We start from the raw sequence: 23054 nt of genomic DNA, 5'->3' as shown, positions 1-23054 counted from the left end.
TTATACAAGGGCACTGTTACGTTCTCTCACTGCTTCTAACGTATAATGCCCTGCAGCTTCTGCTGTTTTTAATACACAGTCATGATATAACGCCGGGTTTTGTATCAGTCCCGTTAAATAATTAATAATATCCTCCGTATGTTGATACCTGAACCCTGCCTGCGCCAATGCGCTTTCCAGTGCAATATGTGAGGGCAGGATAAAAGGTTTTGCATGCCGGATGATGTCTGATATATTACCGGAGCAGATCGTTTTGCTGTATGTTTCGCTAATCCCATCATCAAAAACAGCGGTCTGGATCAGGGGCGAAAGAAGAAAATGTGCTTCCCCGATCCGGCGGTCAAATTCATTTTGCGCTACCTCATCCTCATAGGTAATAAAGGAAACATAGCCTTTTGGCAGCTGCCTGGCCTGTTGAATAACCTGGCGCCCGTAATCGCCCATTGGTTTACCCAGCAGGGTAATAACAGTGCTGATCTGTTGATGATGTAGCTCTTCTGCCAGTTGAAGGATGGTTTCGTAATGTCTTCTTTTTTTATCAATACTGCCGGGAATAACCAATCGTAATGTATTGAAAGAGGGTTCCTCCGGCGGAACAGATCCTTTTTCATAAATACTTCCGGGCAGGCAATGGATCAGGGCCTGCGAAGTAAATTGTTGTAATGCCGGTACCAGTGTAGTACTGATCACATTAAACTCTTTCACCGCCGGCATCATATAACGTTTACCCCAATAACGTACCAGGTTTTTAAAAGAACCCCGGCTGCCTTTTACAAAAAGATTATTGATCATGTGGGCGGTAAGGATCACTCTTTTAGCCGGGCTAAACCTTACCAGCAACCCGTAAAACAGGAAATTATTGGAAACGGTATTGAGCCATAAAATATCTGTGGAATGCTGTTTGGTATACCGGAATATGCGGTAAATGAAACTGATCTTACTCTTGGCTTCTGGTTTGATGATCCAGGTATAACGGCTGCTGTCAGCCCCCAGCATATGCTGCAGCTGGTCATAGGTATTTTGATAACAGCAGACCGTGATCGTATTGCCGGGACGATCAAAGAAGCGTATCACCGGGTATACGGCTTCAAAATGTTCTGTTTCAAAAATTACAACCTGCATGATTAAAATTATAGTAAAGCTACATTGCCGGCACCATATTTTGTATATACCTCTAAAATAACAAAGCTGCCCGTTAATGAACAGGCAGCTTTCCTATATATAGTATGCTATAGTTTATTGTAAAGCTTTGATGATGGCTAAAAACTCGTCAGCTTTTAAAGAAGCGCCGCCTACCAGGCCACCGTCCACATCGGGACTGGCAAATATTTCCGCCGCATTGGATGCTTTTACACTGCCTCCGTATAAAATAGGAATAGTATTGGCTACCTCGCTGTCGTACTGCGCTTCGATATTGGAACGCAGGTAAGCATGTATCTCCTGTGCCTGTTCGGTGCTGGCTGTTTTACCGGTACCAATAGCCCAGATAGGTTCATAGGCAATGATAATTTTTTTAATGTCTTCCGCCGGTAAATGATATAAAGATTCTTTTAACTGTACGGCTACAAAGTCATTCTGTTTTCCTTCTTCACGTACCGATAATGGCTCGCCGCAGCAAAAAATAGGGATGATATTATTAGCCAGGCAAATGTTTACTTTTTCGGCCAATATCGCATTGGTTTCATTAAAATATTCGCGGCGTTCACTGTGACCTATCACGCAGTAACGGATATTCAGTGATTGTAACATAGCCGCCGAAACCTCGCCGGTATAAGCGCCTGATGCTTTGTTATAACAGTTCTGGGCTGCTACAAAATAGTTTTTCTCCTCATCGGTCAGGCTTTTGACCATGGTGAGGTAGGGGAACGGAACCGCAAAAATGGCTTGCTGGTGTGGTGCTAAAGCTACATTGGCACTTAATATCTCATTTAATAAAGTTTCACCTTCTTTAAACGTCAGGTTCATTTTCCAGTTTGCAGCGGCAATTTGTTTTCTCATTAGTATGTATCTTAAATATGGTTGTAAATATAGTGTAATAAATTTTTTTCTTCGGTTGTTACGCTGCTGCCCTTGAGTTTTTTCCAGTTGTTGATATGTTCCAGTGCTTTATCAAAGTCATATTTAATGGTATCATCAATACCCCAGGCAAAGGAAGGAATGAATTTAGGTGTAAGCCCATTGGTGAATACATTGGCCCCCGCACCAATAACTGTACCGGTGTTGATGGAGGTATTGATAGCTACCCTTGCATAATCGCCCATGAGTACCCCGCATTTTTTACCCGCATTGTGTTTACCATTGGGCAGCCAGATAAACACATCGTTGGCGGTATTTTTTACATTGCTGCCGGATACGCCTGCGCCTATATTACACCATTCGCCAATAACGGCATCACCCAAATAGCCGTCATGCGCTTTATTGGAATGACCAAAGAGTACCACATTTTTTATTTCGCCGCCCACAACGGAATGCGGACCAATAGTAGTAGCGCCATATATTTTAGCCCCCATTTTAACAACGGCGTTTTCACCCATGGCAAAAGGGCCACGGATGATACTGCCCTCCATGATAGTGGCATTTTTACCAATGTAAACGGGGCCGGTTGTCGCATTGATGATAACACCTGCGCCAATAACAGCGCCTTCTTCCACAAAAACCTGTTCGGGCGGTTGTACCTGTACAAAAGCAGGCAGTGGCTGAGAGGTAGCCTGGTACGTGAGCAGGGTAAAATCTTCCCGGATGGCCCAGTCGTTTTTATGAAAAATATCCCAGGGGTATTGTATTATATGCAGCGGCTGGTGAAAAGGTATGGACTGGTTGACCTTTATCTGCTGCTGATTATTAATATCCTGTTTGCTGAGTTTGTAAATAATATGCAGGCCATCAATGGTGGTAATAACCTGGCCATGCTGCAGTTGTTGTACGGCTTGTATCAAAGCAGGTGTAGGCAATACATTACCGTGGATAAGATAACAATCTCCATCCTGTACAGCATCTACCAGGTCTATAGCATTGGAATTATCCTTGTAACTGGCTTCCCTTTTATTAAAGGAGGGTAATTGTAACAGCTTTTCCCATTTTTCACGAATGGTTAAAATACCCACTCTTATATCCTGTAAATGACGGGTAAGGGTAAACGGATATAAATTTTCCGGCTGGCAAAACTCCTCGGTGAAAATTATTTTATCCATTTGAAATGGGTTAATGATGAGTTACCATTGTTATAGCTGTACTGTTTGCGAGCAACAGAGAAAAAATTATGGTAACCGGCTGCCTTACGCATAGTACCATAGTACAGCCGGTTACCTGATAATTACTCAGCGGTAGTTTCTTCTACCTTGGTAATTTTTAAAATATTGGTAGGCCTGTGTTCGTGAACAGGCGTACTGCCCGTGTTCACCACCAGGTCGCCGGTTTTTACAAAGCCGCGTTCTTTTAATATTTCAATCTGGTCAAAAAATATTTCATCCAGGCTATTCTCTTCATCGTAATAAAATGCCCTTACGCCCCAGCTCAAGGATAACTGGTTTACCAGGTGTTTACGTTTGGTAAAAATATATAAAGGCGATTTAGGACGGTAACTGCTTAACATGAACGCCGTATAACCGCTTTGTGTCATACCGATCAGGGCATTGGCCGAAATATCGTTGGCAATTTTACAGGCATTGTAACAGATAGCATCGCTGAGGAAAGAAGGGGAGTGGGACTGTGGCCGCAGGTCCTCTTCACGGTCATAGCGGTATTCAGTGTTCTCAACCTCCATAATGATCTTGCGCATGGTCTCCACCACCAGGTGAGGGTGTTTGCCGGTAGCGGTTTCACCGCTCAGCATTACGGCATCGGCACCTTCCAGCACGGCATTGGCAACGTCGGTTATCTCACTGCGGTTGGGTTTTACACGGTCAATCATACTTTCCATCATCTGGGTTGCCACAATTACGGGCTTACCACGGTGAATACATTTGCGGATGATATCACGCTGGGCCATCGGTACTTTTTCTACCGGTAATTCAACACCCAGGTCACCGCGGGCTACCATCACACCATCCGATTCAACAATAATATTACGCAGGTCGGCAAGGGCAGATGGCATTTCAATTTTTGCCATCACCTTAATATTGCTTTTCCTTTCTTTTACCAGGTTCTTTAAATTAATAATGTCTTCGGCACGGCGAACAAAGGAAAGGGCCAGCCAGTCCAGGTCCTGGGTCATGATAAACTCAAAATCCTCGTAATCTTTAGTGGTCATGGCCGGTAAAGAAATGGCTGTATCCGGCAGGTTAACTCCTTTTTTGGGTAATAAAATGCCGCCGTAGGTAACCTGTACTTTAATATCACCGGCAGGCGTAATATCCACTACCAGTACTTCCAGTTTACCATCGTCGATCATTATTTTTTCGCCTACTTTCACATCGTTGTGCAGGTTAGGGTAGGAAATATAGATCTTTTCTTTGGTGCCCACTACTTTCTCTGTAGAGGTAAAAGTGAGTATATCGCCCGGCTCAATAGGTAAAGCGCCGTTCTCAATTTCGCCTACCCTTAACTTAGGGCCCTGCAGGTCGGCAAGTATGGCTACGTTATAAGGTTGCGTACTGTTTATTTTTTTCAGGTGTTGTATGATCTCCGCTTTATTCTCATGGGTACCATGCGAAAAGTTTAAACGAAAAACATTCACCCCTGTCTGTGCCAGTTGTAATAATTTTTCATAAGTATCACAGGCCGGACCTACTGTTGCTACAATCTTTGTTCTATGCACCCTATGCGCTAATCCCGCATCCTTGTCCATTTCCTTGTGGTAATACTTTGAAGCTTTTTGTGTCATTGTGTTGTTTTTATTTCCGTGCAATGAAAAAATAGAGTTCTGTAAATCAGCTGGCCAATATCTTCACGATCTTCATCCATTCCTGGCCGATCTTATGTTTTTCCTTAACCGCTTTATCAAGCGGGGTATAATGAATTTTGTTATTAATAACACCCACCATTACATTCTTACGGCCCAGTAAAAGACTTTCCACCGCGTAATAACCCATATGACTGGCCACTAAACGGTCTTCGCAGGTAGGTGAACCGCCACGCTGGATATGCCCCAGTACGGTAACCCTTACATCGGCCTTGGGTAAACGTTGTCTTACTACTTTGGCCACTTCATCGGCTCCGCCAAATTCTTCTCCTTCAGCTACCACGATCAGGTTTACCAGTTTCTGTCTTTTTTCTTTTTCCGTTAAACCATGTATGATGGCTTCGATATCAGTTTTAGTTTCGGGGATCAGGATGTTTTCCGCACCGGTGGCAATACCGCTGTGCAGGGCAATATAACCCGCATCACGGCCCATTACTTCCACTATAAATACGCGGTCGTGCGCATCCATGGTATCGCGTATTTTATCAATGGCCTGTACGGCCGTGTTTACGGCGGTATCAAAACCAATAGTTACTTCGGTTCCTGCCATATCACGGTCAATGGTACCGGGAACACCGATACAGGGAATATCATATTCGTTGCTGAATTTCTGCGCACCGCGGAAACTACCGTCACCGCCAATAATTACCAGGCCTTCAATGCCTCTTTTCTTTAAATTTTCAAATGCTCTTTTACGTCCTTCGGGTTCAAAAAACTCCTTGCAACGGGCTGTTTTTAAAATAGTTCCGCCGCGTTGAATAATATTGGCTACCGACCTGGAGTCCATGCTGAAAATATCATCCTCGTACATACCCTGGTAACCCCGCATAATGCCAAATACTTCTAAACCATGGTATAAGCCCGTTCTCACCACCGCCCTGATAGCGGCATTCATGCCCGGCGAATCGCCTCCTGATGTTAATACGCCAATTTTTTTGAGGGAGCCACCCAACTTATTTGTCATATAATAAAATTAATGTATGTATAGCCTGTTTTGTTTTTTACTAACTTTTGGAAGTCCCAAATGTAAGATTTTGTAAGGACTATGTGTGCCTGTTACACTAACATTATGTGAACAAAATAAAAAACACACTAATGAGTGTTAGTGTGTTTGATCGCCTTTATTACAGGGCAATCCTGTTTTTTAAGTGTTATAAAAAAACGAAATGTATAAAACTGTTACCTGTTTTGTTAAAACGCTTTCTTCTCTCTTGGTTTTCCTTCAACAATATAACCCGAAAAACTAATAGGGTCTTTATGGGTTTGGGTCACGTGTAATGTGGCCTGGCCATTATCAAAAACTTCCAGGTTGAGTGCGGTAATACCGCTGGCATCTTTGGGTTCAATAGTGATCTTCCAGCCACCTTTTTTTGATTTGGCACTGCTTTTATAACTAAAGTCGGTAGAGGTGAATTTAATGCCGCCATCCAGCGGGTTGATGGGTGCCTGGTAAGCACGGCCGAAATAAGGCAGGAAGGAAATCACCGTGTCCGGTGTTACCACCAGGTCAAACTCGTTGGTAAGCATACGGCTTTGTCCACGCATAGGCAATGCCTGGTCGGCCTTGAAAATATAATTCTTCTCGTTAACGATCCGGGTGTTTTTTGCCTTATCGTCTTCCTGTGCCTGTAAAAAAGAGGTGCTTAACGTCAATACAATAAACAGGCATATGAGTTGTATCCATAACTTTTTCATGATCTGCAATTTTTGCTATGGTATAAAATTCATAAAGTATGCCAAGGCTATGTTTTAGGTGGGTTGAACAGCTTTTATAACATTGTTAATTGTTAAAAATGCAATGTTTTTGGTGTTTACCAGCTGTCGTATCCCGGTTGATCGTCCCTTGCGACGCTCCGTTCAACAGCAGGAATGTTTTTGGGCTTTTTTATACATTTTAGCCCTAATTCAGATAAGTTTACTTGGTTGGAGCAGGTAAAAGTGCTGTCTTTATTGTATGAGTACTTAATACTTTTTTTCTATCCTTTAACGTAAAAATTATTGCTTTATTGGGACTGTTTACTTTTACGGTGTAAGTAAAATCTCCGGTTCGCCTGATGGTCGCGTTTTCTGAAGCGGTAAGTCTAATACGCTTCGGCTTTACATTATGTGCCGTCACTGTAACCGGATTATCTAAGCCAACAAACAAGGTATGGGGTGTAGTCGTTATAACATTATAACTTTCATTTGTTTTAATGAATGTAACAATAAATTTGCCATAAGTTTTCTTGGTTTTAATTTCTTCTTGGTTAGCCGGAGTCCAGCGTGTAGATCCTTTTTTAAGAATTCTTATAACTTCTTGTTCCATACCATAACCCTGTGATGTAATCGGTTTTAAGTCGGATAAATTACCCTCTTTGTCATATACATATTGAATAGCTACAGTATATCTTCCGTTAGGAGCTCCATTTTCAATAAGTACTAATGGGTTTATTTTTTTTCTTAAAGCATCTTCCCAACTGGCTTGTCCTTCGGGCCGGAAAATTTCTTTTTCGGGGTTCAATAAAGTATCGCTGATGATAACCTCTACTTTTTCCTGGGCATGCAAAAAAAGTATTGGAAATGAAAAAATAAAACATATGACAATTCTTATCACCATGGTTAATGATTAAAAGGAATTATTTTGCAGGCTCCGGAACAGCTTTTACTTCAATACTGTATTGCCCTGCTATTTTATTTTTTTTACTGTCCTTAATAGTAAATACAACCCTTTCCTTTGTATCCAGCACTTTAACGTTATACCGGCCATTACCAACCCCTTCAATAGTAGCATTTTTTGAGACGGTTACTGTTAAATCCTCAGGTTTTATATTGGAAGCAACAATTGATACGGTATTATCAATGCCGGAATATAAAGTATTGGGCGTGGTGGTGGTGATATCAACATCATCAAGCCGGGTTAAAAAAGTTACCGGTTGTTTACGAAACGCTTTAACGGTTCTGCCTCCCTGGTGGGCGGGTATCCAGGGGCCTGTTTTTTTCAGTACCCTTATTACTTCCTCTTCCATACCATAACCCCATGCGGTAAGCGCTTTAAAATCGGTAGCGTTGCCTTCCCTGTCCACAATAAATTGTATCTCTACAGTATATCTTCCTGCAGGTGCTCCTTGATTAACAGGTACAGATGCATTTAAATTTGCCCTTAAAAACTTTGCCCAGCCATTTATTCCGCCTGGGAACGAAGCGTCTCTCTCTACCTTTACTAAAGAATCACTTATGGTTATGGTATCTTTTTCCTGGGCTTGTAATCCCAATGCTGGTAAAAGAAGTAAACAAAAAAGGATAATACGTATAAACATGAGCTGCTGTTATGAAAACAAAATTAGGGTTTATAGTTGTAGAAAATTACTAAGTATGCGTTCTCCGATAACCGCACTTTTCTCGGTATGGAACTGTACGCCGAAGAAATTTTTGTTCCGGATAGCGGCCGCATATTCATGTACATAGTTGCCGGTTGCAATGGTGTAGGGGCTATGCTCCGCATAGTAACTGTGCACATTGTAAATATAACTTTGCTCCGGTATGCCGGTAAATAAAGGCTCCTGTAAGTTGTAAATAGTATTCCAGCCTACCTGCGGCACTTTTTCCAAAGGGCTGCTGAATTTTTTTACCTGTATGGGAACCAGGCCCAGGCAGGTAGTATCGTTTTCTTCCGAAAAGTCGCAGAGCAGCTGCATACCCAGGCAAATGCCCAGTACGGGTTGTTGTAAGCCGGGTATAACTTTATCCAGGTTACGCTCCCTCAGGTAATGCATGGCCGTGCTGGCTTCGCCCACACCCGGGAAAATAACTTTATCTGCCGTGCGGATAATATCCGGATCATCACTGATCACGGGGTCAATGCCTAAGCGCTGTAAAGCAAAACTAACGGATTGGGTATTGCCGGCATTGTATTGTATAATAACAACCTTCATTATAATAATCCTTTTGTACTGGGTAATTGCATATTGGTGCTGTCGCGTTTAACAGCAGCTTTAATGGTCTTGGCTAGGGCTTTAAAAATAGCTTCTATTTTATGGTGTTCATTATCACCCTCCGCTTTAATGTTCAGGTTCAGTCTGGCTGCATCACTGAAAGATTTAAAGAAGTGGTAGAACATTTCAGTAGGCATATCACCGATTTTTTCTCTTTTAAAAGCAGCATCCCATACGATCCAGCTGCGGCCGCCAAAATCAATGGCCACCTGTGCCAGGCAATCGTCCATGGGTAATACAAATGCATAACGGGCAATGCCCATTTTATTACCCAGGGCTTTGGCAATGGCTTCGCCCAGGGCAATCCCCGTATCTTCAATAGTATGGTGCTCATCAATATGCGTATCACCCTTTGTAGTTATAGCCAGGTCAATACCGCTGTGACGGCCCACCTGGTCCAGCATATGATCAAAAAAAGCCAGGCCGGTACTGATATTGGTTTTACCCGTACCATCCAGGTTAATATCAATACTTATTTTGGTCTCATTGGTATTACGTTCATGGTGAATAATACGCTGATCGAGTTTTAAGAAATCGTAAATAACCTGCCAGCTCAGGGTCTCGAGTGCAATGGTTTCCTGTAAGGCGGCTACGCTGTCCTGTATCTCCGCGCCACCCAGGTTTACATCTTCTTTGATCCAGATAGCCTTACAACCCAGGTTCTTGGCCAGCTGTACATCGGTAATGCGGTCACCGATCACGTAAGAGTTGGCGATATCGTAATCAGGGTTATTTAAATAATCTACCAGCATGCCGATGCCCGGTTTACGGGTAGGGGCATTTTCAGCCGGGAAGGTTTTGTCAATATATACTGCTTCAAAATGAATATCCTCTGCTTCGAGGCTTTTCATCACAAAATTGTGCACGGGCCAAAAGGTATCTTCCGGGAATTGTGCCGTACCCAGGCCATCCTGGTTGGTTACCATCACTAATTCATAATCCAGTTCCTGCGCTATTTTACGCATCCAGGTAAACATACCGGGGTAGAATTTTAATTTCTCAAAACTGTCTAACTGGTAATCGGGCGGGGCTTCGCAGATCAGGGTTCCGTCGCGGTCAATAAATAAAACTTTTTTCATGGTCATTTTTTTTACAATCAGGCGTATGCTGCCAATGCGTTAATAATGGTATTGTTTTCTTCGGGTGTGCCAATGGTAATGCGTAAGCAATTATCACACAGGATAACGGAAGAGCGGTTGCGTACAATAATGCCTTGCTGTACCAGGTATTTGAATATTTTATCGGCCTCCGTCATTTGGGCTAATATAAAATTAGCATCGGAGGGATAAACACGGGTTACCACGGCCAGCCCGCTTAACTGTTTACTTAGTTTTTCTTTTTCTTCCACGGTGGTCCTGGTCCATTCGTTTACCTGCTCTACTTTATGTAAAGCCTGTAATACCAGTTGCTGTGTATGCTCACCAATATTGTAAGGGTATTTTACCTTGTTAAAATAGTTGATGATATCGGTACCGGCAAAAGCCATACCCAGTCTTAACCCTGCCAGTCCCCAGGCTTTGGACAAGGTTTGTAGTACCACGAGGTTAGGATACTCGGTCAATTCGGCTATAAACGATTTCTGACGGGAGAAGTTGATATAGGCTTCATCCACCACCACCAGGCCATCAAAGTTGTTTAACAGTATTTCAATATCATTACGGTTAATGCTGTTGCCGGTTGGGTTATTAGGCGAACAGATAAAGATGAGCTTGGTATTTTCATCAATGGCATCGGCAATGCCCTGTACATCCAATTGAAAATCGGGTTGCAGGTTTACTTTTTTTACCAGCACATTATTGATGTCAGCACATACTTCGTACATGCCATAGGTAGGCGGACAGATAATAATATTATCCAGGGCCGGCTCACAGAATATGCGGAACAACAGGTCAATTGCTTCATCGCTGCCATTGCCTAGAAAAATGTTTTGTGCGGGTACGCCTTTGATCTGGCTGATCTTTTCTTTCACCTGCCATTGCGAAGGATCGGGGTAACGGTTATACATCGACGCATCGGTGCCTTGCACCGGTGAGCCAAAGGCATTTTCATTGGCATCTACAAATACCGTGGCCTCACCCGTAAACTCATGCCTTGCCGAGGAGTAGGGGGCCATGCGTTGTATATTGTCTCTTACCAGGTTGTTTATATTAAAATCCATTTTTTTAATTTGGTAATTTGATAATTTTTTGATTTGGTAATGAAACCTGCACCGGCAATATGCTGAATAGTATTACCGAACGATGCAGTGAGTGACACAACCGGCGATGATAGCAGCACTGCAGCTGGTAACATTATAAAAATACACTTCCACATAACGTTATAGCCTGATGGCTACGGCATTACTATGAGCATCCAGTCCTTCGGCCTGCGCCATGGTCATCACGGTTTTGCCAATTTTTTGCAGACCCTCCCGGCTTAATTGCTGGTAGGTTATTTTTTTTACAAAACTATCTACCGATACGCCACTGTACATGGCCGCAAAACCATTGGTAGGCAGGGTATGATTGGTGCCGCTGGCATAGTCGCCCACACTCTCGGGTGAATAGTGGCCAATGAAAACAGAACCTGCTGCCTTGACTTTTTTCGCCAGTTTACCTGCTTTATCACAAGCCAATATCAGGTGCTCGGGTGCATAGTAATTGGAAAAAGCAATGGCTTCATCCAGATTATTTACTACCACAATTTTGCTGTTGTCCAGTGCTTTTTGTGCAATGGTCTGCCGGGGCAGGGTGATGAGCTGATCGGTAATGGCCTGTTTAATGGTATCGGGATTTACGTCTTTTGTAAGCACAACTATCACCTGCGAATCGGGACCATGTTCGGCCTGGGATAAAAGGTCGGCTGCTACAAAATAAGGATTAGCCGTTTTATCGGCGATTACTAATACCTCCGAAGGGCCGGCAGGCATATCAATAGCCGTATTTTCCAGCTGTACCATTTGTTTGGCCGCTGTTACATACTGGTTACCGGGACCGAATATTTTAAATACTTTAGGCACCTGCCTGGTGCCATAAGCCATGGCCGCAATAGCCTGTGCGCCGCCTGCTTTACAGATAGTGGTAACACCACAAAGATCAGCTGCAAATAAGATAGCAGGGTGTATGCTGCCGTCCTTTGCCGGCGGTGTGCATAATACTATTTCTTTACAACCGGCCAGTTGCGCCGGTATGGCCAGCATTAAAACGGTAGAGAATAAAGGAGCTGAGCCACCCGGGATGTACAGGCCTACTTTTTCAATGCCTACCGATTCGCGCCAGCATCGGATGCCGGGCATGGTTTCAATGATCTCTGGCTTATTGTTTACCTGGGCAGCATGAAATTTTTTGATATTGGCAGCAGCCTGGCGGATGGCTTTTTTTAAAGCAGGCGAAAGGGTAGCAGTCCCTTTTTTTATTTCAGCAGCACTTACCCTGATCTTTTTAATCGCTACTTTATCTATCTGTAAAGTAAGATCGGTAATGGCTTTATCGCCTTCCTGTTTTACCTGTTGCAGAATACGGCCCACCGTCTTCTGCAGTTGTGAGGCATCGGCTGCGGGGCGCTGGCAGATAGCCGCCCATTTTGTTTGTGCCGGGAAATTATAGACTATCATCTTTATAAGATCATTTTTTCAATAGGAATAACCAGGATACCCTCGGCGCCGTATTGTTTTAATTTTTCAATAATGTTCCAGAAATCGGTTTCATTGATCACGGAATGAATGGAGCTCCAGCCTTCTTCGGCCAAAGGCAATACCGTGGCGCTGCGCATACCGGGTAACAACTGGCAAATATTCTTTACCTGGCTGTTGGGCGCATTTAACAATACGTATTTATTGTTACGGGAACGTTTTACCGATTGTATGCGGAATAATAGCTTTTGTAATAACTGCTGTTGTGGGGCAGCCAGGCCGGGTGTGCTGATGATCACTGCTTCGGATTGCAGGATGGTCTCCGTTTCTACCAGCTCATTACTGAACAGGGTATTGCCGGAGCTTACCAGGTCGCAAATAGCATCGGCCAGCCCGATTTTAGGCGCAATTTCTACCGATCCGCTGATGGTGTGGATATCGGCTTTGATCTTTTGTTTTTTTAAGTAAGCCGAGAGGATATTGGGATAACTGGTCGCAATTTTTTTGCCGGCCAGGTCCTGCACCGATTTTAGTTTCTTTTTGTTGGGGACGGCAATGGATAATCGGCATTTACCAAAGCCCAGTTTTTCGATGGTGTTTACTTTTTTGTTTTTTTCCAATACCACGTTCTCGCCTACAAAACCAATATCGGCTACACCGTCCTGTACATATTCGGGAATATCATCATCCCGTAAAAAGAAAAGCTCGGCGGGAAAATTGGTGGCGGTCACTTTTAACTGGTTACGGCTATTGCCTGCATCAATGCCACATTCCTTTAGCAGGCGCATACTATCGTCGTGTAAACGGCCCGATTTCTGAATTGCAATTCTAATGTTTTTGTTCATAATTGATAATCCCGTTCCCCGGAGGGAGTATGTTTTAGTTTTTATGTTACTGTTTGGTGCTTTCCGCTTTTAGCCTTACGCTTTAGGCTTTAAGCTTTCCGCTTCTTATTCAGGTACCGGCACAAAAAAAGCCTACCGAAGTAAGCTTAAGAAATATGTTATATGTATACCATACATCCTCACAGCCTACCTATGGGGTAGTGCGATATGATGATGTGTATGGATGTTATTAATCATTTGCGATGCAAAAATAAGGGATCAATTTAAATAACCAAATTAGTTTTAGCCCCTGAACCTTGCTGAAGAAGTAGGATTGCCGGGACAACCGGTTTTACGGGAAGCGGCACAGGAGGTAAATAAAGCAGCTACCATTACCACCACAGCTGCCAGCGCAAAGTATTTTGTTTTCATATTTAATGCTTTTAAAAACAACGAAGTTAACCAAATATTATTTTATAAACATATTAAGTAAAAAGGCCAGATTTTAGAAAAGGCTGCAAATCAATTGGTTTAGTCGCTAACCTAAAGTTAATATTGTTATTTATTAACAATTGTTTTTCATTGAGTAGTAGCCCTTAGTTTTGAAATCTTAATAACTGCTCCTTACAGTTATTAGCCGTCGTCACACGGCCTGGATTGGCTTTTATAAAAAATACCTAGTTATGAGAAAAAATTTACTCTTGTTAGTTCTACAAGTGTTGACAGCCTGTTTTGGTGTATTTGCCCAAACGCCGGTTCCTATGGCTTCACAGCCGTCAACCACTTACACAGAAAATTTCGCGGACATTGCGAACTGGACATTTGCAGCGGCTGCCAACGGCACGCTTTCTGCCGGTACCGGTGCAGCTTACTGGAGAGGTAATCCGGTGAATACTACCGGTGCTATTCCTTCTGCCACACGTATCACCACCACCACTGCCGCGGCTTTTGCTTCAGGCACTTCCGGCGGGGTACAAAAAGGCACGGGTAACCTGCAGTTTTTAACAACCGGGGGAACTGCTAATACCAGTTCTTTAGGTTTTGATCTTTTCCTGGATTTTACCGGTACCACCGCCGGCACCATTAGTTTTGATGCTGCCACTGTGTTTAACAGCACCGGTGACAGGGTGGGTACATTACGTTTATATGCTACTACAGATGGTACCACCTGGACAGAATTAACTGGTACCAATTTACCTTATGTAGCTACCAATAATGTTGCCGGTAGCGGCAGCATTACCAGTATTGCCCTGCCTGCTGCTTTTTCCGGCAGCGCCACCGCTCAATTACGTTTTTATTATCATAATGGTGATGCCAATGGTAGCAGCGGCAGCCGCCCTAAAATAAGTATTGATAACTTATCGATCACGGCTACGCTGGCAACAGCCCCGGTGCTAACGCCTACACCTGCTACATTGGACCTGGGCGTTACCAATATCAATACAACTTCTTCTGCACAGAACTTCAGCCTGGCAGGTAGTAATCTGACTGCTGATGTTACACTGAATACCGCAGCTCCTTTTGCGATCAGCACTACGGAGAACGGTACTTATAGTACCAGCCTTACTATACCGCCTGCTAGTTTTTCCAGCAACCAAACAGTTTATGTGAGGTTTACGCCTACTGCGGCACAGGCTTATGCGGGGACTATCAGCATTACCAGTACAGGCGCCGGTCCAAAAACGGTTACCCTGGAAGGGGAAGGCTTTGACCCCAGTGCTCCTTTAGTAACGGTAAGTACCGGCGGTACAATCGGCTTTGGTGAAGTGGGGGTTGGACAAAATTCCGCGTCACAATCCTTTACCGTAACCGGTGCCAATTTAACCGGTAATGTAACGGTTACAGGTACGGCTGATTTCAGTGTATCACTCGATAATACTAATTTTTCAAACAGCGTTACCATTCCGCAAACAGATGCGGCATTAACCGGTGCAGGCCGTACTATTTTTGTACGTTTTCATCCTACTGCTACCGGCTTATCAACCGATACACTTATCATTAGTACAAACGGAGCACAGAATGAGGAAGTAATTGTTGCCGGCACGGGTGTAGGTGTTATTAACCTGACCAGTTCGCCTTATGTACAAAACTTTGACGGTGTAGGAGCCGGGTTACCAGCTGGTATCACAGCCCGTACCAGTTCAACCAATACGGCTATTGGTACGGTAGCTGCTTTTGCAGCAACCGTTACTGCGGCCAACGACTGGACCAATACAGGCGGTGGTTTTAAAAACTATCGTTCAGGAGTTGATGATGCTCCTGTTACTGACAGGGCCTTTGGTGTAAGACAGGTAAGTGGTACAGATCCGGGAGCCGCATTTGTATTCCAGATCGCCAATACCGCCAATAAAGTAAACTTTACTTTAGACTTTTTATTACAATCCTTAGATGCCAGCTCCCCCCGAACAACCACCTGGGCCGTGCAATATGGTATTGGTTTAAACCCAACCAGCTTTGTAACACCGGCATCTGTTACCGGTAACTTAACAACGGGTGGCAGCAATTTTGGTGTGAATCCCATTCATGTAGATTTTGGTAGTGCGCTGGATGATATTGCCGGCGTGGTAACCATTCGTATTGCTGCGCTTACAGGTTCATCAGGAACCGGTAACCGCCCTTCTTCGGCCATTGATGATTTCACACTGAACTGGCAAAGTCCTACTGATAAAACCATCAGTACCTCTGTGAGCAGTTTAAGTTTCCCTGCTACGAATGTAGGTGCCAACAATACTTTAAATTATACGGTAAACAGTACCAATCTTACCAGTAACCTGGTGATCACCACAACCGGTGCCTATACTGTTTCTGCAGATAATACCACTTTCACCCCCAGTATCAGCCTGACGCCTACAAATGGTACACCGCAAACGGTTTATGTACGTTTTGCGCCTACAGCAACGGGTGTAGTAAGCGGCACCATTGTACATACCAGTACCGATGCCTTTACCAGGAATGTAACTGTGAGTGGGGAAGGAGTTGATCCCAACCAGCTGAGCTTTAATTTCAATACCTGTACGGTTACCAGCATTCCCGGTTCCGGTTTCTTATCTATCAATAGCGCCGGTGTACAGAAATGGGGTTGCAGCCAGTATGGCCGTAACAGTACCAATGGGGTAGATGTGAATGGCTTTAGCGGCGGCGCTGCGCAAACCAATGAGGCCTGGCTGATCTCGCCTGTTCTGAACCTTTCAGGCATTGTAAATATGCCGGTATTAAGTTTCTATAGCCGTGGTGAGTTCTCCGGTCCCTTATTGAAATTATATGTATCTACTACTTACGATGGCGTAAGTGTTCCCAATGTAGCCAACTGGACAGAGATCACTAATGCTAATTTCCCGACACCTCCGGGTGCGGCCACAACCGCCTGGACTTTGTCTGATAATATAGACCTGTCAGCATATAAAGCTGCTTCCAATGTACGTATCGCATTTGTATATACTTCTTCATCAGCTTTGGGCGCTGCCCGCTGGTCGGTAGATGATATTGCGATCACTGACCAGTCGAGCCTGTTAAGTGTAAGCCCCAGTGTACTGAGCTTTGGCGAAGTATCGGTAGGTAATCAGTCCGTTGGTCAGGCCGTAAACCTGCAAGCCGTAGGCGGCAGCAGCAATTATACCGTTACTGCACCTGCAGGTTACGAGGTATCTTTGGATAATTCAACTTTTACCCCTTCGGTAGTTATTACACAGGCGGTGGCTGCCAGCGGCACCAGCTTCTATGTACGTTTTGCACCGGGTACAAAATCACTGAAAATTGAAGGCAATGTAACGGTTACGGCTACAGGCTTAAACAAACCTGTAGTAAGTGTTACAGGTTCATCCTATCCAAAAGCAGAAACCCTGGATATTGCTACGTATAACCTGAGTTTCTTTGGTTCTAATTCCAATAACAATGCTACCCCGGCTGAGGTAACTACCCAGGTAAATAATATTACCACGGTATTAAATCGCCTGGACGTAGATGTGATCGGCTTCCAGGAAATGTCCAACGATGCTGCACTGACCACCTTAATGAGTAACCTGCCAGGTTACGCATCGGTAACTTCACCGCTTTGGTCTTATTCCTTTAACCCGCCGGACCCAACCTTTCCGCCACAGAAAATTGGTTTTATTTATAATACCAATACCATGACCCTGTCTACAACAGAACCTCCAAGGGTGATGTTTGAACAGATCTATAATGATGCGAGAAACGGCGTTCCCGGTCAACCGATCACCGGTTATCCTACCGGTACGGCTTCCAGTTTCTGGAGTTCGGGCAGGTTACCGTTCATTGCTACTTTCAACACCAATATCAATGGTGCTAACAAGAAAATAAGATTAGTGGTATTACATGCCAAATCGGGTAGTGCCATTGCCGATTATAACCGCAGGGTATATGATATCCGTGTGCTGAAAGATTCACTGGATGCACAGTATCCTAATGATGAGGTAATGATCCTGGGTGACTTTAACGACAGGCTGAATGGCTCTATCGCAGCCGGTCAACCTTCTTCGTACACACCGTTCCTGGCCGATGCCGCACAATATAGTCCGTTAACACTGGCACTTGACCAGGCCGGCAGGACCAGCTTCCCCAGCAGTGGTGGTATGATCGATCATATGATCGTATCCAATGAACTGTTGCCAAGGTATATTGCTACTTCTGCCGATATAGAGGATCCAAGATCTTATGTGGCTCCTTATAACGCAACCACCGCATCTGACCACTTACCGGTGTTTGCCCGTTTTGATGTATTAAAAGTACTGCCGGTAACCTTTACCCATGTACAGGCTATACAAAAACAAAAACTGGTGGCAGTAGAATGGATCACCGCTTCGGAAACCAATAACGCTTACTTTATTGTTGAGCGCAGTGCTAACGGCGCTGATAATTTTACAGGTATTGGTAAAGTAAACGGCAACGGTACCACTACCACCGCACACCAATATTGGTTCAATGATGAAGCACCTTTAACAGGTAATAATTATTACCGCATTAAACAGGTGGATATTGACGGTAAATTCAGCTACAGTAAAGTGGTAACAGTAAAATATGAACCGGCAGTGACCAACAAAATTGTTATCTCGCCTAACCCGGTTCGTCATGCCATTCGCCTGCAACTGGACAATAACGAAACCGTATATGACCTGAAAGTGTATAGCGTAGATGGTAAATTACAACTACAAAATACCGGTGCTGCAGTACAGTTGAACAGCCAGCTGAACGGCCAGCTCAATAAACTGACCAACGGTTTATACTTCATCCAGTTAAGAAGTAAGGAAAAAACATTCACTGCTTCTTTTGTAAAAGAATAACAGCCTTACAACAGCTAAAAAAGGCCGGACAATATGTCCGGCCTTTTCATTATAAGGATTTGATATATAATTTTTTAGGTGTTCATAAATAAGCCTGTTTTTTGTTTATTTCCCTGATTATCTGTCGTAACTTTGTACTCTTCTTATGAGACCTACAGTTGACGAATACAGACATAAAGGATTACGACGTAAATTAGTTGATGTGATCAGTGCCAAAGGTATTACCGATGAGCAGGTATTATCGGTAATTGGTAATGTTCCCCGCCATTTTTTTCTTGATTCCGCTTTTGATGATGTGGCTTACGAAGACAGGGCTTTCCCGATAGGTGAGGGACAGACCATTTCGCAGCCTTTTACAGTAGCTTATCAAACCCAGCTTTTACAATTGCAACCCAATATGAAGGTATTGGAAATCGGTACTGGCAGTGCCTACCAGGCCGTGGTACTGGCAGAGATGGGCGTAAAAGTATTTACCATTGAAAGACAGAAAAAACTGTTTGAGTCTAACAAAGTCTTTGCCTTCTTAAAAAAATATATCAATATCAAATTCTTTTACGGAGATGGCTTTCTGGGATTACCCACCTATGGCCCTTTTGACCGGGTGATCATTACAGCAGCGGCACCCATTGTTCCGCCTAAGCTGATCGAACAATTAAAACACGGCGGTATGATGGTAATACCTTTGGGCGTAGGCGATGTGCAGCAGATGCGGCGTATTACCAAAAATGCGGATGGCAGTTTGTCGGAAGAACGTTTCTCCGACTTTTCCTTTGTACCGATGCTGGAGGGTAAACGCCAGTAAATTCTCCATAACCTGTTATAAAAAAACGGTTGAAATTATCAACCGTTTTTTATTTATACCATTATTTTACTCTGTCTTTGGTTTGGGTTTTTTCCTGATCCGTATGGTACCGCTTTTCGTCAGGTCGCTGGTAAGCCTTACCTGGTGACGTTTCTCCCCATCCCTGATGATCATAAGGGCCGTATTAGGCGGAATACTTCCCAGGTTATCGGCAAACATGCTTAATTCATTTACTTCCAGCAGGCTGTCCAATACCAGGTTGAAATGCAGGGCCTGGGTGGTGAGTTTTTGTGAGAAGGCCAGTAGTTTTTTATTAAAGAAAACCGAGATGGAATCACCATCTACCTCCCCATTATCATAAAAGTCAACAGCAATGGAGTCGCTATCCACCGTGATCTCATCGGTGATATCAATGGCCCTTTGTTTAAAATCATTTTCCACCACATAATTGATCACTTTACGTTGTACAATAGTGGCGGCGGGTTTGGCAGTGGTGTCATCTTCATTGGGCTGCCATACCTGGTGCGTTTCCTTATATTCCCGTATGGCCCGCAATACCGAATCTTTCTGGCTGGCATCGGTATTCAGGTCAAAGTTGAACATGATCTCCTTACAGGTGTATTTAAACTCCGGCAGGCTGACAAAAGAACCCGACAGGTTGGAGCCTGCCCTGGACACGCGTAGCGTAGCCCGCAGGTTCATCATACAATCAATTTCCATGGCTATATTGGAACCAAAATAAGTAACGGGAATATTGTACAGGTTTAATTGCCGGGTGTTGGCATCATAATTACCTTTTACCTGTAAACTCCGGAAAGTATTTTTAAAGTAATAATTCAATACCCCTTTTACATAACCCTTCTCCGGCTGCATGATCAGCTCCATCATGTAATTACTGGCCGATCCGTTTGATTTTACATTGGCAATACCATACCAGTAACCAAATACCGATTGTGCGTGTACAAAGCCTGCAATAAACAATAAAGAAAAAAGCGGGACAATTTTTTTAATCATGGGCTCCTATAATCAAAAACCATGCTTGATTGCAATAGTTCAGGTTAGTTAATAAGTAGCTGGTGGTTTATTGGTAAACGTTTTGCCCGGGGGATTAGTATAATGAATAATTAGTAATTAATAATTAATAATAGGCTGATTATCCTGGTGTCCGGCTTTGCCGGAAAGGCGTACAGGATCAACGCAGCGTATTTAGTTCTCCATTACCCATTTATCTCTTTCATCGGGGCTGAATTTCCAGGGTGCAAAGTTATTTTCCACGTTGCTGAACATAGCATTCCACTCCTGGGGTGCATTACTGTCCTCCATGATCAGGCTGCGGCGCATTTCGTAAATAATATCCAGGGGCGAAATAGATACCGGGCATTCCTGCACACAGGCATTACAGGTGGTACAGGCCCTTAATTCCTCGATAGAGATATAACTGAACAGGTTTTTGCCATCGTCCTGGAACTCGCCGTTCTTATCAATATTTTTGCCCACTTCCTCCAGGCGGTCACGGGTATCCATCATTATTTTACGGGGCGATAACAGTTTGCCGGTCTGGTTGGCCGGGCAGGCAGCCGAACAGCGGCCACATTCTGTACAGCTGTAAGCGTCCAGCAGGCTTTTCCAGCTCAGGTCAAATACATCTTTGGCGCCAAATTTCACCACGGGGGCATTAGCATCCACATCGGTGGGGGCCAGCTCGGGTTGCATGGCATACAATACTTCATTCTGTATAGCCGGCATATTATCCATTTTACCCAGTGGTTGCAGGCGTGCATACCAGGCATTGGGAAAGGCCAGTAATATATGCAGGTGTTTGGAATAGGGCAGGTAGTTCAGGAAAGCCAGTACCCCGATAATATGTAACCACCAGCTGCCACGCTCTACTGCTACCAGGGCGCTATCACTTAAACCGGTGAGCAACGGCTGCAAATACTGGGAAACAATAAAGTTACCAGTAGGGTGGGCCGCATAATGTTCTACACCACGGGCCTGTAGTAAAGTGTCCGATGCGTTCAGGAACAGGAATAATAACATCAGGGTGATCTCGGTAACCAGGATATAGTTGGCATCGCTGCGTGGCCATCCGTCAAGGTCCCTGCTGATAAAGCGTTTGAGTTTGATGATATTACGGCGTACCAGGAAAATGGCGCAGGGCACAATTACCAGCACGGCCAGTATTTCAAAAGAATTAATGAGGAAATTATACAAACCACCCAGGTAAGGCGCAAACAAACGGTGGGTGCCTAAAATGCCGTCGAGCACGATCTCCAGCATTTCAATATTAATGATGATAAAGCCTGCGTACACAAAAAAGTGTAATACCCCGACCAGCGGATTGCGGAACATCTTCTTTTGCCCGAAAGCCAGCAGCAATACATTGCGCCAGCGCTGCGCTTTATTGTCGTTAATGGTTTCTTTTGCACCTAAAAAAATGTTCCGGTATATTTTTTTAGCACGGGTAAAAAAGAATAATCCGGCACTGCCTGCTAAAAGAATAAATAAAATTTGTTGCACAATTTGCATACGCTTGTAATTACAATTGCTAAATTACGGCTTGTTAGTTTATTTAACGCAATACTGATAAAGGTAAATGATTATGACAGCAAATAAACACTATATTTTAGTGGAGCAAACGGCTTTGAAGAAAATGCAGCGCATGGCCCTGGAAATACTGGAAAATAATGCCGGGGAAACTGAGCTGATCATCGCCGGTATTGACGGAGGAGGGACTATTGTGGCCCGTACCATGCACGATCTGCTGAAACAACTGGATAATAACCTTACCCTGCACCTGGCCAACATCAGCCTGAACAAGCGTCAGCCGGAAGAAGTACTGATCAGCCCTGAACTGGATTATAATAACAAAGTAGTAATTGTGGTGGATGATGTGGCCAATAGCGGCCGTACCTTATTGTATGCCCTGAAGCCCCTGCTGAACTGGCATCCTAAAAAAATACAGACCCTTGCCCTTGTAGGCAGGCACCATAATTCATTCCCTGTTTATCCCGATTATGTGGGTATGGAACTGGCCACTACCATGGAAGATCATATTTACGTGGAGGTGGATGGAAATACGGTGAAAGGTGCGTATTTGCAATAAAACCGGGGTAAACCAACCGGGTATATGTAGAGACAACATGCATGCTGTCTCTACATATACCCGGTTACCGGTCAGGAAAAATTTCGGTTAATTTTTGGGTGCGGTAGGCAAATATTCTTTTTATCTGTTTGTGCACATATACGCTGCCTGCAATGCGCCCGGCAATTGATTTGCCGATATCGTAATACAATATGTCGGTCATCGATACGCCATTATTTTCTTCTTTAAAATGGTGTTCATGGTGCCATAGTTTGTAAGGCCCGAAACGTTGTTCATCAATAAAATACTGTTGCGGCCTGATATGCGTGATCTCCGTGAGCCAGTTAAAGGGTATATTCAGAAATGGCCGGATGGTATAATGTATCAGCAGGCCTTCATACATTTCATTGGGTAAGTCGTTTTTAATGACAAAGGACATTTCAGGCGGGGTGATCAGGTTCAGGTTCTTTGGCGTGGCAAAAAACTGCCAGGCTTCGGGTAAAGAAATAGGCAACCATTGTTGCTGGGTCAATTGCTGCATCATGAGGGCAAAGGGGCAGTTTTA

Annotated in this window: 20 protein-coding genes; 3 read left to right on the top strand and 17 right to left on the bottom strand. The window is 44.0% G+C overall.

From position 1 onward, the window contains the following. The 14 genes from ACFS6H_RS18300 to ACFS6H_RS18235 form a co-directional block, all read right to left on the bottom strand. Positions 1-1122: a hypothetical protein gene (locus tag ACFS6H_RS18300; RefSeq protein WP_386102452.1), complete on the bottom strand. Its 1122-nt coding sequence runs from the start codon at positions 1120-1122 to the stop codon at positions 1-3. Between the two features lie 114 nt (positions 1123-1236). Then, positions 1237-1998, bottom strand: a complete 762-nt coding sequence (gene tpiA, locus ACFS6H_RS18295; protein ID WP_386102449.1) for a triose-phosphate isomerase — start codon at positions 1996-1998, stop codon at positions 1237-1239. A gap of 11 nt (positions 1999-2009) precedes the next feature. Then, positions 2010-3191, bottom strand: coding sequence for a putative sugar nucleotidyl transferase (locus ACFS6H_RS18290; protein WP_386102447.1), 1182 nt, complete (start codon positions 3189-3191; stop codon positions 2010-2012). Positions 3192-3313: 122 nt separating this feature from the next. Continuing rightward, positions 3314-4822 (bottom strand): pyruvate kinase, encoded by a 1509-nt coding sequence (gene pyk, locus ACFS6H_RS18285; RefSeq protein WP_386102444.1) that lies wholly within the window; start codon positions 4820-4822, stop codon positions 3314-3316. Positions 4823-4868: 46 nt separating this feature from the next. Continuing rightward, positions 4869-5864, bottom strand: coding sequence for a 6-phosphofructokinase (gene pfkA, locus ACFS6H_RS18280; protein ID WP_386102441.1), 996 nt, complete (start codon positions 5862-5864; stop codon positions 4869-4871). A gap of 227 nt (positions 5865-6091) precedes the next feature. Continuing rightward, positions 6092-6595: a DUF4251 domain-containing protein gene (locus ACFS6H_RS18275; protein ID WP_386102438.1), complete on the bottom strand. Its 504-nt coding sequence runs from the start codon at positions 6593-6595 to the stop codon at positions 6092-6094. Positions 6596-6815: 220 nt separating this feature from the next. Beyond that, the gene (locus tag ACFS6H_RS18270) at positions 6816-7496 is read right to left on the bottom strand and encodes an energy transducer TonB (protein WP_386102435.1); all 681 of its coding nucleotides are present in this window, start codon (positions 7494-7496) and stop codon (positions 6816-6818) included. 19 nt (positions 7497-7515) lie between these two features. Then, complete coding sequence (locus tag ACFS6H_RS18265) at positions 7516-8196, bottom strand: hypothetical protein (protein WP_386102432.1); 681 nt, start codon at positions 8194-8196, stop codon at positions 7516-7518. A 30-nt stretch (positions 8197-8226) separates the two neighbouring features. After that, positions 8227-8811: an imidazole glycerol phosphate synthase subunit HisH gene (gene hisH, locus ACFS6H_RS18260; protein ID WP_386102429.1), complete on the bottom strand. Its 585-nt coding sequence runs from the start codon at positions 8809-8811 to the stop codon at positions 8227-8229. Further along, positions 8811-9950, bottom strand: coding sequence for a bifunctional histidinol-phosphatase/imidazoleglycerol-phosphate dehydratase HisB (gene hisB / locus ACFS6H_RS18255; protein WP_386102426.1), 1140 nt, complete (start codon positions 9948-9950; stop codon positions 8811-8813). The genes hisH and hisB overlap by 1 nt, the downstream gene beginning before the upstream one ends. Before the next feature lie 17 nt (positions 9951-9967). Then, the gene (gene hisC / locus ACFS6H_RS18250; RefSeq protein WP_386102423.1) at positions 9968-11029 is read right to left on the bottom strand and encodes a histidinol-phosphate transaminase; all 1062 of its coding nucleotides are present in this window, start codon (positions 11027-11029) and stop codon (positions 9968-9970) included. Positions 11030-11188: 159 nt separating this feature from the next. After that, positions 11189-12463: a histidinol dehydrogenase gene (hisD, locus tag ACFS6H_RS18245; RefSeq protein ID WP_386102421.1), complete on the bottom strand. Its 1275-nt coding sequence runs from the start codon at positions 12461-12463 to the stop codon at positions 11189-11191. A 2-nt stretch (positions 12464-12465) separates the two neighbouring features. Then, positions 12466-13326 carry an ATP phosphoribosyltransferase gene (hisG, locus tag ACFS6H_RS18240; RefSeq protein WP_386102418.1) on the bottom strand — a complete coding sequence of 287 codons (861 nt, stop codon included), beginning with the start codon at positions 13324-13326 and terminating at the stop codon, positions 12466-12468. Between the two features lie 282 nt (positions 13327-13608). Beyond that, the gene (locus ACFS6H_RS18235) at positions 13609-13737 is read right to left on the bottom strand and encodes a hypothetical protein (protein WP_386102415.1); all 129 of its coding nucleotides are present in this window, start codon (positions 13735-13737) and stop codon (positions 13609-13611) included. Positions 13738-13988: 251 nt separating this feature from the next. On the opposite strand from ACFS6H_RS18235, the gene ACFS6H_RS18230 reads away from it, so the two are divergent. Both ACFS6H_RS18230 and ACFS6H_RS18225 read left to right on the top strand, forming a co-directional pair. Continuing rightward, positions 13989-18602, top strand: a complete 4614-nt coding sequence (locus ACFS6H_RS18230) for a choice-of-anchor D domain-containing protein (protein WP_386102412.1) — start codon at positions 13989-13991, stop codon at positions 18600-18602. Positions 18603-18747: 145 nt separating this feature from the next. Further along, positions 18748-19404, top strand: coding sequence for a protein-L-isoaspartate(D-aspartate) O-methyltransferase (locus ACFS6H_RS18225; protein WP_386102409.1), 657 nt, complete (start codon positions 18748-18750; stop codon positions 19402-19404). A gap of 66 nt (positions 19405-19470) precedes the next feature. Here ACFS6H_RS18225 and ACFS6H_RS18220 read toward each other — a convergent pair whose 3' ends face one another. Both ACFS6H_RS18220 and ACFS6H_RS18215 read right to left on the bottom strand, forming a co-directional pair. Continuing rightward, complete coding sequence (locus tag ACFS6H_RS18220; protein ID WP_386102406.1) at positions 19471-20418, bottom strand: hypothetical protein; 948 nt, start codon at positions 20416-20418, stop codon at positions 19471-19473. A 192-nt stretch (positions 20419-20610) separates the two neighbouring features. Beyond that, positions 20611-21933, bottom strand: a complete 1323-nt coding sequence (locus tag ACFS6H_RS18215; protein ID WP_386102403.1) for a 4Fe-4S dicluster domain-containing protein — start codon at positions 21931-21933, stop codon at positions 20611-20613. Positions 21934-22006: 73 nt separating this feature from the next. Here ACFS6H_RS18215 and ACFS6H_RS18210 point away from each other — a divergent pair, with 73 nt between their 5' ends. Next, on the top strand, positions 22007-22510 hold the full coding sequence (locus ACFS6H_RS18210; protein ID WP_386102400.1) for a phosphoribosyltransferase family protein: 504 nt from the start codon (positions 22007-22009) through the stop codon (positions 22508-22510). A 64-nt stretch (positions 22511-22574) separates the two neighbouring features. Here the strand turns inward: ACFS6H_RS18210 and ACFS6H_RS18205 are convergent, their stop codons facing one another. Next, on the bottom strand, positions 22575-23033 hold the full coding sequence (locus ACFS6H_RS18205) for an SRPBCC family protein (RefSeq protein ID WP_386102397.1): 459 nt from the start codon (positions 23031-23033) through the stop codon (positions 22575-22577). Positions 23034-23054 lie beyond the last annotated feature (21 nt).

The organism is Terrimonas rubra (genome assembly GCF_042686025.1).
Taxonomy (GTDB): Bacteria; Bacteroidota; Bacteroidia; order Chitinophagales; family Chitinophagaceae; genus Terrimonas; species Terrimonas rubra.
This window is presented reverse-complemented; position numbering and strand designations above follow the sequence as displayed.

Excerpts from the sequence above, each read along its gene's own strand:
- ACFS6H_RS18300 (WP_386102452.1), bottom strand. The coding sequence starts at position 1,122 with ATGCAGGTTGTAATTTTTGAAACAGAACATTTTGAAGCCGTATACCCG.
- tpiA (WP_386102449.1), bottom strand. The coding sequence starts at position 1,998 with ATGAGAAAACAAATTGCCGCTGCAAACTGGAAAATGAACCTGACGTTT.
- ACFS6H_RS18290 (WP_386102447.1), bottom strand. The coding sequence starts at position 3,191 with ATGGATAAAATAATTTTCACCGAGGAGTTTTGCCAGCCGGAAAATTTA.
- pyk (WP_386102444.1), bottom strand. The coding sequence starts at position 4,822 with ATGACACAAAAAGCTTCAAAGTATTACCACAAGGAAATGGACAAGGAT.
- pfkA (WP_386102441.1), bottom strand. The coding sequence starts at position 5,864 with ATGACAAATAAGTTGGGTGGCTCCCTCAAAAAAATTGGCGTATTAACA.
- ACFS6H_RS18275 (WP_386102438.1), bottom strand. The coding sequence starts at position 6,595 with ATGAAAAAGTTATGGATACAACTCATATGCCTGTTTATTGTATTGACG.
- ACFS6H_RS18270 (WP_386102435.1), bottom strand. The coding sequence starts at position 7,496 with ATGGTGATAAGAATTGTCATATGTTTTATTTTTTCATTTCCAATACTT.
- ACFS6H_RS18265 (WP_386102432.1), bottom strand. The coding sequence starts at position 8,196 with ATGTTTATACGTATTATCCTTTTTTGTTTACTTCTTTTACCAGCATTG.
- hisH (WP_386102429.1), bottom strand. The coding sequence starts at position 8,811 with ATGAAGGTTGTTATTATACAATACAATGCCGGCAATACCCAATCCGTT.
- hisB (WP_386102426.1), bottom strand. The coding sequence starts at position 9,950 with ATGAAAAAAGTTTTATTTATTGACCGCGACGGAACCCTGATCTGCGAA.
- hisC (WP_386102423.1), bottom strand. The coding sequence starts at position 11,029 with ATGGATTTTAATATAAACAACCTGGTAAGAGACAATATACAACGCATG.
- hisD (WP_386102421.1), bottom strand. The coding sequence starts at position 12,463 with ATGATAGTCTATAATTTCCCGGCACAAACAAAATGGGCGGCTATCTGC.
- hisG (WP_386102418.1), bottom strand. The coding sequence starts at position 13,326 with ATGAACAAAAACATTAGAATTGCAATTCAGAAATCGGGCCGTTTACAC.
- ACFS6H_RS18235 (WP_386102415.1), bottom strand. The coding sequence starts at position 13,737 with ATGAAAACAAAATACTTTGCGCTGGCAGCTGTGGTGGTAATGGTAGCT.
- ACFS6H_RS18230 (WP_386102412.1), top strand. The coding sequence starts at position 13,989 with ATGAGAAAAAATTTACTCTTGTTAGTTCTACAAGTGTTGACAGCCTGT.
- ACFS6H_RS18225 (WP_386102409.1), top strand. The coding sequence starts at position 18,748 with ATGAGACCTACAGTTGACGAATACAGACATAAAGGATTACGACGTAAA.
- ACFS6H_RS18220 (WP_386102406.1), bottom strand. The coding sequence starts at position 20,418 with ATGATTAAAAAAATTGTCCCGCTTTTTTCTTTATTGTTTATTGCAGGC.
- ACFS6H_RS18215 (WP_386102403.1), bottom strand. The coding sequence starts at position 21,933 with ATGCAAATTGTGCAACAAATTTTATTTATTCTTTTAGCAGGCAGTGCC.
- ACFS6H_RS18210 (WP_386102400.1), top strand. The coding sequence starts at position 22,007 with ATGACAGCAAATAAACACTATATTTTAGTGGAGCAAACGGCTTTGAAG.
- ACFS6H_RS18205 (WP_386102397.1), bottom strand. The coding sequence starts at position 23,033 with ATGATGCAGCAATTGACCCAGCAACAATGGTTGCCTATTTCTTTACCC.